Below are 15,910 nucleotides of genomic sequence, written 5' to 3'. Positions count from 1 at the left end.
TCGAGACGTCCATGTCTTACACCGCAGAAGCCATCGAAGTCCTTTCCGGTCTCGATCCGGTGCGCAAGCGCCCGGGCATGTATACCGATACCTCGCGGCCCAATCACCTCGCCCAGGAAGTCATCGACAACAGTGTCGACGAGGCGCTGGCTGGCCACGCCAGGTCGGTGCAGGTGATCCTGCATGCCGACCACTCGCTGGAGGTCATCGACGACGGCCGCGGCATGCCGGTGGACATCCATCCGGACGAGGGCGTGCCCGGTGTCGAGCTGATCCTGACCAAGCTGCACGCCGGCGGCAAGTTCTCCAACAAGAACTACCAGTTTTCCGGTGGCCTGCATGGCGTGGGTATCTCGGTGGTCAACGCGCTGTCGACCCGAGTGGTGGTCACCGTCCGTCGCGATGGCAACGAGTACCGCATGAGCTTCGCCGACGGCTTCAAGGCCAGCGATCTGGAGATCATCGGTACGGTGGGCAAGCGCAACACCGGTACCAGCGTGCATTTCTGGCCGGATGCCAAGTACTTCGATTCGCCGAAGTTTTCCATCAGCCGCTTGAAGCACGTGCTCAAGGCCAAGGCGGTGCTCTGTCCTGGACTGAATGTCAGCTTCGAGGACAAGGCCAGCGGCGAGAAGGTCGAGTGGCATTACGAGGACGGCCTGCGTTCCTACCTGGTCGACGCGGTCAGCGAGTTCGCTCGTCTGCCGGACCAACCCTTCGTTGGCGCCTTGGCGGGTAATACCGAAGCGGTGGACTGGGCACTGCTGTGGCTGCCCGAGGGCGGCGACAGTATCCAGGAAAGTTACGTCAACCTGATCCCTACCGCTCAGGGCGGCACCCATGTCAACGGCCTGCGTCAGGGCTTGCTGGATGCCATGCGCGAATTCTGCGAGTTTCGCAGCTTGCTGCCGCGCGGAGTGAAGCTGGCGCCGGAGGATGTCTGGGAACGCATCGCTTTTGTCCTCTCGATGAAGCTGCAGGAGCCGCAGTTCTCCGGGCAGACCAAGGAACGGTTGTCCTCCCGCGAGGCAGCCGCTTTCGTCTCCGGCGTGGTCAAGGACGCCTTCAGCCTTTGGCTCAATGCCAACCCCGAAATGGGCCTGCAGCTCGCCGAACTGGCGATCAGCAACGCCGGTCGCCGGCTCAAGGCAAGCAAGAAGATCGAGCGCAAGAAGGTCACCCAGGGACCGGCGTTGCCGGGCAAGCTGGCTGACTGCGCGGGCCAGGATCCGGCGCGCGCCGAACTGTTTCTGGTTGAGGGTGATTCGGCCGGCGGTAGCGCCAAGCAGGCGCGCGACAAGGAGTTTCAGGCGATCCTGCCGCTGCGCGGGAAGATCCTCAATACCTGGGAAGTGGATGGCGGTGAGGTGCTGGCCAGCCAGGAAGTGCACAACATTGCTGTGGCGGTGGGGCTCGATCCGGGCTCCAGCGATCTTTCGCAGCTGCGCTACGGCAAGATCTGCATCCTCGCCGACGCCGACTCCGACGGTCTGCACATCGCCACGCTGCTGTGCGCGCTGTTCGTCCAGCATTTCCGCCCGCTGGTGGAAGCCGGCCACGTTTATGTGGCGATGCCGCCGCTGTACCGCATCGATCTGGGCAAGGACATCTTCTACGCCCTCGACGAGGCCGAGCGCGACGGCATCCTCGAGCGTCTGGTGGCCGAGAAGCGTCGCGGCAAGCCGCAGGTCACCCGCTTCAAGGGGCTTGGCGAGATGAACCCGCCGCAGCTGCGCGAAACCACCATGGATCCAAACACCCGCCGGCTCGTACAGCTGACTCTCGACGACTTCGACGGCACCCGCGAGATCATGGACATGCTGCTGGCCAAGAAGCGCGCCGGCGACCGCAAGAGCTGGCTGGAGTCCAAGGGTAATCTGGCCGAGGTGCTGATTTGATCCGTCGCTGGCTCGCGCTGTTGTGTCTGGCCGTCGCACCGCTGCCGGTTACGGCCGCGGCGAGCGAGCTGGAGCTGCTCAGCGAGCATGCGATCGCCGGCATGACGGCCGGCAACCTGTCGGGACTGGCCTGGTGTGGCGATGCGCTGTGGGCGGTATCCGATCGCGACGATAACCAGCTCTACCGCCTGCGCGATGGTGTCGGCGAATGGCAGGCCGAGGCCGAACGCTTCGAGGTGCCGGCCCCGCCGGACAGTGGGCTGCCTTGGGGCATGCGTATGCGTGCCTGGGTTAGCGGCCAGCTGCGCGGCGGCCAGATGGATTTCGAGGGACTGAGTTGCGACAGCCTGGGTAATCGCTATCTGGTCAGCGAAGCGCATGCGGCGGTGTTGCGCGTCAACCCTGCCGGCAGCGCCGAATGGCTGCGGTTGCCGCCGTCGCTGGTGCGCCAGGCACGCGCCAGCGGCATGCTGCTGCACTTCAACGCCATGTTCGAGGGTATTGCCGTCGACCCGAGCGCGGAGCGCCTCTGGCTGGCCGCCGAGCGCGAGCGCCGCGGCTTGCTGGTGCTGCATCGCCGACAGAACAGCTGGTACTGCACCGGCGGTTGTGTGCTGCTGTCCGAGGGTGGCCGGGAGCTGCCGCCGCCGGCGTTGGGGTTGCAGCCTGCGCCGCCGGGTTTTACCGCAGTCGCCTTCCATCAAGACAAACTGTTCACCCTGGAGCCGCTGGCGCATCGGCTGTGCCGTCGCGCGCCGGCCAGCGGTGAGAGGGAGCGTTGCTGGTCGTTCGCCGCAACGGCGTTGAGCGAGGAGCGACGCTACCCGACGCGGTTCGGCACCGCCGAGGCCCTGTGGGTCGATGCCGAAGGAGCCTGGATCGGCGTCGACAACAACGGCCTGCAGCGTGGCGACGGCAAGCAGCATCCGATCGTCTGGCGCTTCGCCGCACCTGCCGGCGGCTGGGGCGAGCAGCCGTGAGCCAGACGGTCGGTCGACGGGCCGGGCGAGTGATGCTGGTGCTCGCCTGGGCCGCCGGTCTGTTTCTCGCCACCCGGTTCTTTGCCGACTGGGAAGACGAGCGTGTCAATCCCAACCGCGAGCCGGTCTCGCGCATCGACGGCGGCCAGATCGAGGTGCAGCTGGCCGGCAATCGCAGCGGGCACTTCGTCGCCGGCGGGCAGATCAATGGGGTGCCCGTCACCTTCCTGCTCGACACTGGTGCCACCGACGTGGCGGTGCCGGTCGAGCTGGCCGAGCGTCTGCGTCTGCAGCGTGGTGCGCCGGTAATGCTGCAGACCGCCAACGGCAAGACCACAGGTTTTCGCACGGAAATCGCCAGCCTGCAGCTTGGCGACATCGTGCTGCGTAACGTGCGCGCCATCATTGCGCCGGGCTTCCTCAGCGAGCAGGTACTGCTCGGCATGAGCGCCCTGAAACAACTCGAATTCACCCAGCGCGCCGGCACCCTGGTGTTGCGCCAATCTGCCACGGATCGACCATGAGCGAATCCCTCGACTTGAGCCTGGACGGCGTGGAGCGTCGCTCCCTCGCCGAGTTCACCGAACAGGCCTACCTGAACTACTCCATGTACGTGATCATGGACCGCGCCTTGCCGCATATCGGCGACGGCCTGAAGCCCGTGCAGCGGCGCATCGTCTACGCGATGAGCGAGCTGGGCCTGAATGCCGATGCCAAGCACAAGAAATCGGCGCGTACCGTCGGTGACGTGCTCGGCAAGTTCCACCCCCACGGCGACAGCGCCTGCTATGAGGCCATGGTGCTGATGGCCCAGCCGTTCAGCTACCGCTACACCCTGGTCGACGGCCAGGGCAACTGGGGTGCACCGGATGATCCCAAGTCGTTCGCCGCGATGCGCTACACCGAGGCGCGGCTGTCGCGCTATTCCGAGGTGCTGCTGTCCGAGCTGGGTCAGGGCACGGTGGATTGGGTGCCGAATTTCGACGGCACTCTCGACGAGCCGGCGACCCTGCCGGCGCGCCTGCCCAACCTGCTGCTCAACGGCACCACCGGCATCGCCGTGGGCATGGCCACCGACGTACCGCCACACAACCTGCGCGAAGTTGCGGCTGCCTGCGTGCGTCTGCTCGACGAGCCGAACGCTACCGTCGAGCAGCTCTGCGAGCATATTCTCGGTCCGGATTTCCCTACCGAGGCGGAAGTCATCACGCCGCGCGCGGAGTTGCTGAAGATCTATGAAAGCGGTCGCGGCTCGGTACGCATGCGCGCTGTGTATCGCGTTGAAGACGGCGATATTGTGGTCACCGCGCTGCCGCACCAGGTCTCTGGCGCCAAGGTGCTGGAGCAGATCGCCGCGCAGATGCAGGCCAAGAAGCTGCCGATGGTCGCCGACCTGCGCGACGAGTCGGACCACGAGAACCCCTGCCGCATCGTCATCATCCCGCGCTCCAATCGTGTGGATGCTGACGAGCTGATGACCCACCTGTTCGCCACCACCGACCTGGAGTCCAGCTACCGGGTCAACACCAACGTCATCGGCCTGGACGGCAAGCCGCAGGTGAAAGACCTGCGCACCCTGCTCAGCGAGTGGCTGGTGTATCGCATTGGCACCGTGCGTCGGCGCCTGCAGTTCCGCCTGGACAAGGTGGAGAAGCGCCTGCATCTGTTGGACGGTTTGCTGGTGGCGTTCCTCAATCTCGATGAGGTAATCCACATCATCCGGACCGAGGATCAGCCCAAACCGGTGCTGATGGCGCGCTTCGATCTGTCGGAACTGCAGGCCGACTATATCCTCGACACTCGCCTGCGCCAGCTGGCGCGGCTGGAGGAAATGAAGATCCGCGCCGAGCAGGACGAGCTGATGAAAGAGCGTGAGCAGTTGCTGGCGCTGCTTGGTAGCGAAGCCAAGTTGAAGAAGCTGGTGCGCAAGGAGCTGCTGGCCGATGCCGAAACTTACGGCGACGCACGGCGTTCTCCGATTATCGAGCGGGCCGAGGCCCGCGCACTGTCGGAAAACGAGCTGCTACCGTCCGAACCAGTCACCGTGGTGATTTCCGAGAAGGGCTGGGCGCGCTGCGCCAAGGGCCACGACATCGATGCGACCGGGCTGTCCTACAAGGCCGGTGACGGTTTCAAGGCCGCTGCCGCCGGGCGCTCGAACCAGTTCGCGGTGTTCATTGACAGCACCGGACGCAGTTACTCGCTGGCGGCGCATTCGTTGCCCTCGGCCCGCGGTCAGGGCGAGCCGTTGACCGGCCGCCTGACGCCGCCGCCAGGCGCGAGTTTCGAGTGCGTGCTGCTACCCGATGACGACGCCCTGTACGTGATCGCCTCGGATGCCGGCTACGGTTTCGTGGTCAAGGGCGAGGATCTTCAGGCCAAGAACAAGGCTGGCAAGACGCTGTTGTCACTGCCGGCCGGCGCGAAAGTGGTCGCACCGCGGCCGTTGAACAGCCGCGATGAGGACTGGCTGGCTGCGGTGACGACCGAGGGTCGCCTGCTGGTATTCCCGGTGCGCGACCTGCCGCAGCTGGGCAAGGGCAAGGGCAACAAGATCATCGGTATTCCCGGTGAGCGCGTTGCCAGTCGCGAGGAATACCTTGTCGATCTGGCCGTGCTGCCGGTAGGCGCGACGCTGACCCTGCAGGCCGGCAAACGCACGCTGTCACTCAAGGCCGATGATCTGGAACACTACAAGGGCGAACGTGGGCGGCGGGGTAACAAGCTGCCGCGCGGCTTCCAGCGCGTCGATGGGTTGCAGGTCGAGAGCGCGGGCTGATCAGCTGTGCTTCAGTGCTGGCATCCCCGGCTGGATTCACGGAAGATAGCCAACTTTCAAACTGGCGACGCTCTGTCGATCCAACCATCGGATCGGTGCGAACCGTCTGGCCGGCCGTTCGGTGAGGTTCCCGAGGGGCTGGCGCCTGCCCGAACCGGCGGCGCAAGGCCTTGATCATGGTGTTAAGAAGGTAATGAACAAGTTGCTGCGTCTCTCGACTGTCTTGCTGGTGCTCAGCGCCAGCTTGTCCGGCTGCATGCTGCAGCAGCCACTGCCCATGTATCGCCTGGAGAATGGCGCCACCGAGTTGCCCGAGCAGTCCGGCGGGCCGGCAGTGTTGCTGGGGCCGGTGACATTGGCCGATTACCTGCAGCGTGATGCCCTGCTGCAGCGCCTACCCGACGGCAGCCTGGCGGCCGACGCGCAGCAGGCACGCTGGGCTGGCAGTTTGCAGGGCGATGTCGAGCAGCTGCTGCTGCGCCAGTTGGCCTGGCGGCTGAAAACCCAGCGCTTGCAGCTGAGTCCTGCGGGCGCCGGCTTTGCGCCAGAGGTTCAGGTCGAACTGGCGATTACCCGGCTGGATTCCGGGCCGGCGCACCCGGCGGTGCTGGAGGCCCAGTGGCGTCTTCTGGATAAGCAGGGCAAGCAGCAGGGCAGCCGACTGGTTCGCCTGGAGGAGGCGCATCAGGGCTCTACGGCGGATCAGGTGCATGCCCAGAGCGTGTTGCTACAACGTCTCAGCGAGATGTTGGCGGCGGAGATCGAACCGCTGGCGACCGCCAAGCCGGCAGTGCCGAAGCGTGAGCCCGCCAAAGCGCAGAACAAGTCCGCCGAAGCGGATATGCCACGGATTCCCGCCATCGAGCCGATCCGTACCGATATGGAAGTGTTCCGCTTCTGATAAGGCGCGGGCCGGCTAAGGCTCGCGGTCCTCGATCCCCTCCCTACACCACGTCTGCTCTTCACGACTGCGCAGTCGGCTGCCTGTCATTTTCCGGCTTTGGAGTTGCAGCAGGTCGGCGCTCGTAGCGCGCTAGGAAAGGTGCGTGGCGAGCGGCAGTAGTCAGCCGCGCTGGCGCAGCTCGTGCATGCGGGCCAGCTGCCGCTCCAGCAATGAAGGGTAGGGCTCGAGCAGGCGCTCGACGCAGCAGGCACCTTCCGGGCTGGCGATCGGGCGGATGCGTGCGCGCTGCTTGATCAGTGGATCCTCGCCGATGCTGCGCTCAACCAGCAGCAGATTGCGGCTGTGCAGCGACATCGCCAGGGCGGCCTGGGCGGCGTCGCTGAGCAGCAGGTCGCCCTGGCTGAGTTCGTAGAGTCCTTCGCCTTCGGTCAGGCCCAGTTGCAGTTGCAAGGTTATGCCGCTATCGGCTACCTCGATCTGCAGCGCATGGCCGAGGGCGCGCATCAGCTCGCCACAGCAGATGGCATGGGTGAGATAGTTCTGCTCGTCGTCCTGACTGTGGAACAGCATCAGGCTACTGCCGTCGTTGAGCGTCTGCAGTTCGGCCTGATAGAGCGTCGCGGCCTGTTGCAGGCAATCCCGATAGCGCTGCAGCAGATCGGTCAGGCGCTCACGCGGCAGGCGTCGCAGCTGCTCCTGGCCGCCGAGCTGGATGGCCAGCACCGCACTCTTCGCTGGCGTGGCCGGTGGCGTTACAACCGGCACGTAGGGCGCTGCAAGTGGCGGGTCATCCTGGGCGAACGGATCGAATCCGTCGTCAAGCCCGTCGTCTGCCGGCAGCGTCTGGCGCGACAGTGCCGGTTCGGCAAACCGTGGTTCGGTCGGTGCGGACGGCCTGGTCGCAGGTGTCTCGTCAAAGGCGCTGGTATCGCCCTGGTCGAAATAACCATCGTCGAGCATCTCGCCGAGATCGATCTCCGGCTCGGGCTTCTCCGGTACCAGGCGTGCCTGGAGCTGCCGGGCCAGATCGCCGATCTCGTCCTGACGGCCGGCGCCGGGTGCCGGGTCGTCCGGGTCACGCAGCCACAGGCGCAGTTGCATCAGCGGCGTGGACAGCTGGCGCCCCAGGCGCATGCTCAAGGTCAACGCCAGCGCCAGCAGGATCAGGCTGAGCAGCCCCATGCTCTGCAGGCTGATGGTCATCGGCTGTTGGAATTGCTCCATGTCCAGGCTGATGCGCAGGTGTCCGGCGATCACCTCCTGGAAACTGATCGGTGTGGAATACAGCCCGTTGTCGTCGCCGAGCAGGCTGTGCTGTGGCCGCGCGCCGGATTCGGCCAGCACCCGGTTGTCCACACTGTAGATGGCGGCATGAGCGACCAGCGGGTTCTTCACCAGATTGCTCAGCAGCACGTTGAGACTGAGGATGTCGTTGGCCACCAGCAGGTCGGTGGCAGAGGCGGCAGTCTGGGTTACCAGGCTTTGGCCGAGGGCATCGGCCTGCTGCTCCATGGCATGCTTGAACTGCATGCCGATCACCCAGGCGTAGATGATCAGCGCCAGTGCCACCAGCAGCAGCGTGTGGCTGGCGATGCGCAGCACCAGCGGCACGCGATGCTGACGCAGCGCGCGGTAGATCATCAGGAAGAAATTGTCTGGCTTGAGGGGTGCGGGCCGGTTCACAGAGCTCGGCTCTTCTCGAAGGGAATTGGCGCGCAGTATACGGAAAGCGCGATTGCGGCTGAAGGTCTCATGTTCAAAGCGGACGAAGTGCAGCCGTGTAGCGGATCGCTGGCTACCGGCTCGGTGGGCGCAGTTGTTGTAGAATGCCCGCCTTATTTGTCATGGGAGTTGCGCCTTGCGCGAAATCGTCCTGATCAACATCACCGGGGAAGATCGTCCCGGGCTGACAGCGGCCATCACCGGCGTCCTGGCGCAGGGGGGCGTGAACATCCTCGACATCGGTCAGGCGGTGATCCATGACACCCTGTCGTTCGGCATCCTGGTCGAGCTGCCCGATAGCGAGGGTGCGTCGGCGGTGCTCAAGGATGTGCTGTTCATGGGCTACAAGCATGACCAGCAGGTGCGCTTCACGCCGGTCTCCGAAGACGACTATCAGCAGTGGGTGGCCGGCCAGGGCAAGCCGCGGCACATTGTGACTCTTCTGACGCGCAAGGTGACCGCCGAGCAGCTGCAGCGGGTGAGTTCGATCACTGCCAAGTACGGCCTGAACATCGACCACATCGACCGCCTGTCCGGGCGTATGCCGCTGGACATGCCCGAGGAGCTGGGCAAGGGCTGCATCGAGTTCTCCGTGCGTGGTGAGCCGGAAGATACTGCGGCACTGCGTGCGGAGTTCCTCAGCGTGGCGCAGGAGTTGAACGTCGACATCGCCTTCCAGCGTGACTCGATCTTCCGCCGCAATCGCCGTCTGGCGGTGTTCGACATGGACTCGACACTGATCGAGGCCGAGGTCATCGACGAGCTGGCCAAGGCTGCCGGCGTCGGCGAGCAGGTGATGGAAATCACCGAGCGCGCCATGCGCGGCGAGCTGGATTTTCGCGCCAGCTTCAAGGAGCGCCTGGCGCTGCTTGAGGGCCTGTCGGAAAAAGTTTTGGCGGATATCGGTGCCAGCCTGCGGCTGACCGAGGGTGCCGAACTGCTGTTCGCCGAACTCAAGCGGCTCGGTTACAAGACGGCGATTCTCTCCGGTGGTTTCAGCTATTTCGCCAAGCAGCTGCAGGCGCGGCTCGGCATCGATTACGTATTTGCCAACGAATTGCAGATCGAGAACGGCAAGGTCACCGGGGTGGCCGTCGAGCCGATCGTCGACGCCCAGCGCAAGGCCGACCTGTTGCGCCAACTGGCCGAGCAGGAAGGGTTGTGCCTCGAGCAGACCATCGCCGTTGGCGACGGTGCCAATGACCTGCCGATGCTCGGACTTGCGGGGCTCGGCGTGGCGTTCCGTGCCAAGCCTCTGGTCAAACAGTCGGCCAAGCAGGCCATTTCCACCCTAGGGCTCGATGGCATTCTCTATCTGCTCGGTTACCGCGATCGCGAAGGCGCCGAGTAACTTCGATGACCCAGCCATGCAGGACGGTTGCCGTCCCGCATGGCAAGGCTTCGTCAGGGCTTGATCGCGACCTTCAGCACGCCGTCACGCTGGTGAGCGAACAGGTCGTAGGCCGACTCGATATCGCTCAGGGCATAGTGGTGGGTGACCAGCGGGCTGAGGTCGACCCGCCCAGAAGCCACCACGTTCAGCAGCCGGCGCATGCGTTCCTTGCCGCCAGGACACAGCGACGTAATGATCTTGTTGTCGCCCAAGCCGGCATGGAAGGCGCCCAGCGGGATGGTCAGGTCACTGGAGTACACGCCCAGGCTCGATAGCGTGCCGCCGGGCTTGAGCACCCGCAGGGCGCTCTCGAAGGTCGACTGCAAACCCAGGGCTTCGATCGAAGCGTCAACCCCGCGTCCGCCGGTCAGCTTCATGATCTCGTCCACGACATCGACATTGCGGAAGTTCAGCGTAACGTCGGCGCCCATCTGCCGCGCGATATCCAGCCGCGCATCGACGCCGTCCACGGCGATGATGGTGCTGGCACCGCGCAGCTTGGCGCCGGCGGTGGCGCAGAGGCCGATCGGCCCCTGGGCGAAGATCACCACGATGTCGCCAATCTTGATGTTGGCCGCCTCGGCGCCGGCGAAACCGGTGGACATGATGTCCGGACACATCAGCACCTGTTCGTCGGTCAGCCCGTCGGGCACCGGCGCCAGATTGGCCTGAGCGTCAGGTACTAGCACGTACTCGGCCTGGGTGCCGTCGATGGTGTTGCCGAAGCGCCAGCCGCCCATGGGCTTGTAACCATGGCAGCTGCAGCCGCCATCCTGGGATGACAGGCCATCCTGGCTGGCATACGAGGAGAAGTTCGGGCAGATGGCACCAGCAATGACCCGCTGGCCTTCCTGATAACCCTGCACATTGCTGCCCAGCTTCTCGATGATGCCAACCGGTTCGTGGCCGATGGTCAGGCCGCGCTCGACCGGATACTCGCCTTTGAGGATGTGCACGTCTGTGCCGCAGATCGTGGTGGTGGTGATGCGCAGCAGGGCATCGTTGGGGCCGATCTCGGGAATGCGTTTGTCTTGCAGTTCGATACGACCCGGTTCGACGAACACGGCGGCTTTCATCATGGCCATGGTGTGGCTCCTCAAGGATCAAAAGGCGTCCGGACACTCTAGTCGAGTGATGTGACGCCTGGCTGATCCTGATCAAGCTGCCGACGTTTGACCTCGCCGCCGCGCTCGTTTGCCGAGCGCGTTACTCTTCGTCGGAAGAGAAGTTGTAGTCCATCGACTGGCTGGGGCCCTGCAGGTAATGGCCCTGAATATAGCTGACTCCGGCCTGCCAGAGGGTGGCCAGGACCGTGGCGCTCTCGACGAAGGGCACGATGCTCTGACGCTTGTGCTCATGCAGTTCGGCGAGCAGCTGCTTCAGGGCTTCCTGATTTTCCTGGCGGCTCAGATCCTGAGTGTAGGATCCGTCGACCTTGATGAACTCGGCGTTCAGGTGCCGAAGCGTATTGAAGGGGTTGAGCGCGCAGCCGAAGTTGCTAAGCGCCAGGTGGCAGCCCAACTCGCCCAAGCCCTCGGCCAGCGCCTTGGCAGGCTTGAGATAGGCCACGGCGTCTGGCTCGTTGAGCTCGAACACCAGCGCATCGGCCGGCAGGCGAGCCGCCTTCAGCACGACCCCGAGCCAGGGCAGCAGTCCGGCGTCTTGCAGGCTGGCGCCGGACAGGTGCAGGAATAGCCGCGTACTGTGGCCTTTGGTGCGATGCTCGGCGAGCAGCTTGATCGAGTTGAGGATCACCCAGCGGTCGATCTTGCCGGCCAGGCCCGCGTCGCTGGCAGCGCTCAGGAACTGCGCCGGCGGCACTTCGGCGCCTTGTGGGTCAAGCAGGCGTAGCAGCACCTCGTAATGTTCGTGACTGTCACCGCGCAGGCTGATGATCGGCTGGAACAGCAAGCGGAAGCTGTTGGTCTCCAGTGCCTGCTGCAGCATCGCCACGATACTGCCGCGATTCGCGGCGGCTGCCAGTTCATCGGCCGGGTTGTAGAGCTTCAGGGCGTTGCCGTCGGTGAGGTCGTCGGCGCAGCGATGCGCACGTTCGATGACGTCCTGCGCGCGTGCGGTTTTCTCGTCCAGACCGGCGACGCCGATGCTCAGGCTGGTCTGCACGGTGCGCCCGTCGATGTCGAACAGGTGACCCTCGACCCGGCTGAGCAGTTTCTTCAGGTCCGGTTCTACCTGATGCGGGGTAACGCCAGGCTGCAATACGGTGAATACGTCGTCGGCGAAACGGGCCAACTGCGCGCTCGAACCGAAGTGGTCGCGCAGCAGGTCGGCCAGCTGGCGCAGCAGGCGGTCTGCATCGCTCAGGCCGATTTCCGCCTGTAGGCCGGCGAAGCGATCAACGCGGATATAGGCCAGGCTGGCGTTCTGGCTGGCGTTGACTGCGCGCTCGACGGCGGCATCGACCAATTCGGCGAAGTGGTTGCGGTTGTGCAGACCGGTAATCGGGTCCTGGGTGCTGATCTCGCGCAGTTTCTGCAGTTCGGCGCTGTCGCTTTCGGCGCGAATCACCACCTGGATGCAGGGTTCGCCATCGTAGGATGCCGGCGAGAAGTGCATGCGTGCCTTGAAGCTTTCGCCGTCGGCGCGCACGCCGCCGCAGGTCAGTTCGCTGCTGCCTTCGAGCGTCTGGTAGTTCTTCAGGAAGGTCTTGAAGTTGACCTGATCGCAGGCTTCGATCAGGTCGATCATCGGCATGCCTTCGAGATCCTCGACATCCTCGTAGCCAAACAGCTCCAGATAGGCGCGGTTGGCGTAGATGTGCATGCCGTCGTGTACGTAGGCGATGGCATCCACCGAGCTGTCGAGCAGCAGCTGGCAGCGCTTCTCGGCTTCGCGCAGCGCCACTTCCGCCGAGCGGCGCGCTCGGCGCTCCTCGAGGTTGGCCAGTTCGCGGTTGGCGACCAGGATCAGCCATTCGTCCTCGCCCTGAGGGAGTGCATCCTGCGCGCCGAGCTGCAGCGCATCGGTGATCGCCTCGGCGTCATGGCCCTCGGTGAGCTGGATGATCGGGATGTCCTTGGACTGCCGGCGGATGGCGCTGATGGCTTCGCTCGGCTCGAGGTTTTCGCTGCTCGGTGCGCTGATCAGCAGATCCCAGGTTTGTTGCAGGGCGTCTGCCAGGTCGTCGCTCGAGGTGAGCCGATGGACGCGGGTGGCCTGCCCGGCATTGCGGAACAGACTGACCAGACGCTCGGCTTCGTTCTGCGAATCCTCGAGGATCAGCAGGCGGATGGTTTTCTTTTGCAGGGCCATGGCGACAGATCAATAGCGCGCCGACAGGGCGCGAAGGGGCGGAAATACGAGTGCCGGCAATCTACAGCGACTTCCAGAGCGAGTCAAAATCTCCATCGCTGCTGTTTCCTTGCGTTCCCCAGGCTGTGACCAGGGTCTCTCGCTCGGCCGGTAGCTCGCCGATGAGACGGTACTCGAACTGGTTGTAGTTGCCAGTATGGCTCTGGCGGCGATTGAGCACTGCGCGCTGTTCCTCGCCGTCCTGGTTGATCAGCACCTTGTGGCCTTGCTGGAACGGCAGGCGCGGAGCGATCAGCGTGGCTGGCTGCGAGATCGCGGCGATCTCCGGCAGAAGCAGCGCACGTAAGTATTCGCTGGCCTGTTCGGCCTTGCGCAGCAGACGCAGGCCACACGGCTGCGCCTGGGGTGCGATCAGCTCGATACCCATCTGCGCCCCGCCCCCGCGGACCTGGCGGATCCAGCGCACCACGGCGACACTCCAGCCCTTGTCGCCGCCGTCGCGCAGGCCCAGCAACTCGCCGGCCTGCAATTGTGCGGGCACCTCGGCCGGCCAGGCCAGGCAGTAACCGCCGGGGCTATGGTTGACCAGCTGCACCTCGAAGGTGGGGTAAGCCTCTTCGGTAGGAGCTGTGACGGGTGGCGGTGTTTCGCTGCGGATTGTCGGACGGACGAATTCGATGTGCTCATCGGGCAGCATGTTGTCGGTCGCGCTGCTCTGGGCGTCGAAAGCGGTTGCCCAGATGTCCGCTGCGCCGTTGTTGGCCTTGAAGATCGCGCAGCTGGGTTCCTCGTGGCGTTCCAGCACGGCATTGAAGGGGCGCTGGCCGGCAAGTTGGTAGTGCAGTGCGGTCATGCCGATGCACAGGCGCAACGAGCCGTTGGCTGGGGTGCGCTGGAAGGTGCGTTCGGAGATATCACCCCAGGCGGCACTCACATGCAGCAACAGCTCATCGCCGATGCCGCTCGCTGCCGGCAATGCCGAGCGCTCGCGATACTCCGCAGCCAGACGCAGATGGTCGGTGATCGCGACGACCAGTCGACTCGGATCGATTCCCAGCATGCTCTGCAGCGCATCGCGAGCGAACAGCGAACGATAGCGCGGTGCACTGTCGCTCTGGGGCGAGAAGACGAACAGGCTGGACGCCGAGACGGCCGATTGCAGAGTAACTAGCGTGCTCCACGCTTCGAGTGCCTTGCTCAGCTGGGCAACAGCCTGCTGGCGCATCTGGTTGCAGCGGGCGCAGCCGAGCAGCAGTGCGGCGATGTAGCACTGCTCGGTACTTAGGGCGTGGCCGTCATGCGCCAGTTCGTCACGTACCGGAACGCCTTGCAGCGCGTTTTGCGTGGCCAGCTGGTAAAGCCTGTGCAGCTCCAGCCAGAGGCTCTCGGCGGCTGGGCTGTACAGCTGGGTCGAACGCACCAGCAAAGCCACGAGGCTATGCACCGCACGCTGCAGGGCGACCGTCAGCAGTTGTTGGCGATCGCGTTCCGGTCGCGCGATGACGCGGACGACGATCAGCTTGTAGCCAGTGGCGAGGTGGTTCTGCAGAGCCTGGCAGAGGCCGGCAACCTTGCGTGGTCGTTCGCCGAGTACGATCGGCTGGTTGAGGTAATGCCGCTCGAGGTGGGTGCAGACGTAATGCACTTCCGGACGCAGCAGCTCGAGCAACTGCAGCCGGGTCTGCGACGGGACGCGCAATTGGTTGAGTTCCACCAGCGCCTGGTACAGCTGACGGGCCATCTCGCCCAGATTGGCCTTGGGCAGGCCGGAAAGCCATTGCTGCATGGCGCGCACGTTGACTTCGCAGAAGGACAGGCTCTGCTGGGTCGGTGTGGGTACGCGTAATAGCAAATGTTGGCTTTGCAACCGGCAAACTCCTGCAGCTCTTACATCGGCACGTCTATCGGCGAACTTTATCAGCTGGCATCGTGCCATAGTTCATGGCGAGTGATGGCTCTTTGATATTATCCGATGATCGGTAGTTCCGTAATGCAGTAATGCCGCACGTGCTGGGTGCCAGCGGTGCAGTCAGGAGGCGTTCCGCGCCGCCGCCTTCGCCGTTGGGCGAAAGGCGGCGGTTAAATCTCAGTCGAGTTTCGCCTGGCCGAGCGCTTCGCCCATGCAGACCGGGCTCAGCGGCCCCAGTTGTTCGGCCCAGCGCACCTGCTCCGGTCCGAAGAGCAGGATGACTGTGGAGCCGAGCTTGAAGCGGCCCATCTCGGCGCCTTTCTCCAGCTGGATCGGCGCCCGCGCGGCTTCGTCGTAGCGGAACGTCTTCAGCGTGCGCTTGGGCGGCGTGACCAGGCCGGCCCAGACGGTTTCGATACTGGCGACGATCATCGCGCCGACCAGCACCATCGCCATCGGTCCGCGCTCGGTGTCGAAGATGCACACCACGCGCTCGTTGCGGGCGAACAGCTCCGGCACGCCCTGGGTGGTCACGGTGTTCACCGAGAAGATCCGGCCCGGCACGTAGACCATTTCGCGCAGGGTGCCGCTGAGCGGCATGTGGACGCGGTGGTAGTCCTTGGGCGACAGGTAGATGGTGGCAAAGTCGCCACCCATGAACGGGGCAGCACGCTCATGGTCGCCGCCGAGCAGTTCCATCACGCTGTAGCTGTGGCCCTTGGCCTGGACGATGCGGCCTTGTTCGATCTTGCCCAGCTGGCTGATGGCGCCGTCACATGGGTTGAGGATGGCACCGGATGTCGGGTCCAGCGGACGTGCCCCGTCTTTCAGTGCGCGGGTGAAGAAGGCGTTGAAATGCTCATAGGCGGTGAGGTCCTCGACCTGGGCCTGACTCATGTCCACCTGGAAATGCCGGGCAAACCACTGGATGAAGGTGTTCTTCACCCACGGCAGGCGACATTCGGCGAGGCAGCCGGCCAGGCGCGAGATCAGGTGATGCGGCAGCAGGTACTGGCTGATTACGAACAAGCGATCTTTCATGGATGACCTTT

The 15,910-nt window shown here is 64.5% G+C and carries 11 protein-coding genes; 6 read left to right on the top strand and 5 right to left on the bottom strand.

Going from position 1 to position 15,910, the window contains the following annotated elements; all coding sequences use genetic code 11:
• The first annotated feature begins 11 nt into the window (after positions 1–11).
• The 5 genes from parE (at position 12) to N8H22_RS01805 (ending at position 6,558) form a co-directional block, all read left to right on the top strand.
• Positions 12–1,898, top strand: a complete 1,887-nt coding sequence (parE, locus tag N8H22_RS01825; protein ID WP_264588916.1) for a DNA topoisomerase IV subunit B — start codon at positions 12–14, stop codon at positions 1,896–1,898.
• Entirely contained in the window at positions 1,895–2,878 is a 984-nt protein-coding gene (locus N8H22_RS01820; protein ID WP_264588915.1) for an esterase-like activity of phytase family protein, read from the top strand. Before parE ends, N8H22_RS01820 begins: the two co-directional genes overlap by 4 nt.
• Complete coding sequence (locus tag N8H22_RS01815) at positions 2,875–3,402, top strand: TIGR02281 family clan AA aspartic protease (protein ID WP_264588914.1); 528 nt, start codon at positions 2,875–2,877, stop codon at positions 3,400–3,402. The genes N8H22_RS01820 and N8H22_RS01815 overlap by 4 nt, the downstream gene beginning before the upstream one ends.
• Positions 3,399–5,657, top strand: coding sequence for a DNA topoisomerase IV subunit A (parC, locus tag N8H22_RS01810; protein ID WP_264588913.1), 2,259 nt, complete (start codon positions 3,399–3,401; stop codon positions 5,655–5,657). The genes N8H22_RS01815 and parC overlap by 4 nt, the downstream gene beginning before the upstream one ends.
• Positions 5,658–5,850: 193 nt before the next feature.
• Positions 5,851–6,558, top strand: a complete 708-nt coding sequence (locus N8H22_RS01805) for a PqiC family protein (RefSeq protein WP_264588912.1) — start codon at positions 5,851–5,853, stop codon at positions 6,556–6,558.
• 162 nt (positions 6,559–6,720) lie between these two features.
• Here N8H22_RS01805 and N8H22_RS01800 read toward each other — a convergent pair whose 3' ends face one another.
• Entirely contained in the window at positions 6,721–8,244 is a 1,524-nt protein-coding gene (locus N8H22_RS01800) for an AhpA/YtjB family protein (RefSeq protein WP_264588911.1), read from the bottom strand.
• 175 nt (positions 8,245–8,419) lie between these two features.
• Between N8H22_RS01800 and serB the strand changes: the two genes are divergently transcribed.
• On the top strand, positions 8,420–9,634 hold the full coding sequence (serB, locus tag N8H22_RS01795) for a phosphoserine phosphatase SerB (protein WP_264588910.1): 1,215 nt from the start codon (positions 8,420–8,422) through the stop codon (positions 9,632–9,634).
• 53 nt (positions 9,635–9,687) lie between these two features.
• Here the strand turns inward: serB and N8H22_RS01790 are convergent, their stop codons facing one another.
• The 4 genes from N8H22_RS01790 to asd all read right to left on the bottom strand — a co-directional run bounded on the left by N8H22_RS01790 (position 9,688) and on the right by asd (position 15,899).
• Positions 9,688–10,761, bottom strand: a complete 1,074-nt coding sequence (locus tag N8H22_RS01790; protein WP_264588909.1) for an NAD(P)-dependent alcohol dehydrogenase — start codon at positions 10,759–10,761, stop codon at positions 9,688–9,690.
• A 121-nt stretch (positions 10,762–10,882) separates the two neighbouring features.
• Positions 10,883–12,949: an EAL domain-containing protein gene (locus tag N8H22_RS01785; protein ID WP_264588908.1), complete on the bottom strand. Its 2,067-nt coding sequence runs from the start codon at positions 12,947–12,949 to the stop codon at positions 10,883–10,885.
• A 61-nt stretch (positions 12,950–13,010) separates the two neighbouring features.
• Positions 13,011–14,735, bottom strand: a complete 1,725-nt coding sequence (locus N8H22_RS01780) for a molecular chaperone (RefSeq protein ID WP_264589326.1) — start codon at positions 14,733–14,735, stop codon at positions 13,011–13,013.
• Positions 14,736–15,035: 300 nt separating this feature from the next.
• Complete coding sequence (gene asd / locus N8H22_RS01775) at positions 15,036–15,899, bottom strand: archaetidylserine decarboxylase (RefSeq protein WP_264588907.1); 864 nt, start codon at positions 15,897–15,899, stop codon at positions 15,036–15,038.
• Positions 15,900–15,910 lie beyond the last annotated feature (11 nt).

It is taken from the genome of Stutzerimonas sp. S1 (assembly GCF_025966695.1).
Classification (GTDB): Bacteria; Pseudomonadota; Gammaproteobacteria; order Pseudomonadales; family Pseudomonadaceae; genus Stutzerimonas.
The sequence above is the reverse complement of the archived record's forward strand: the minus strand, read 5'-3'. Positions and strand labels throughout refer to the sequence as shown.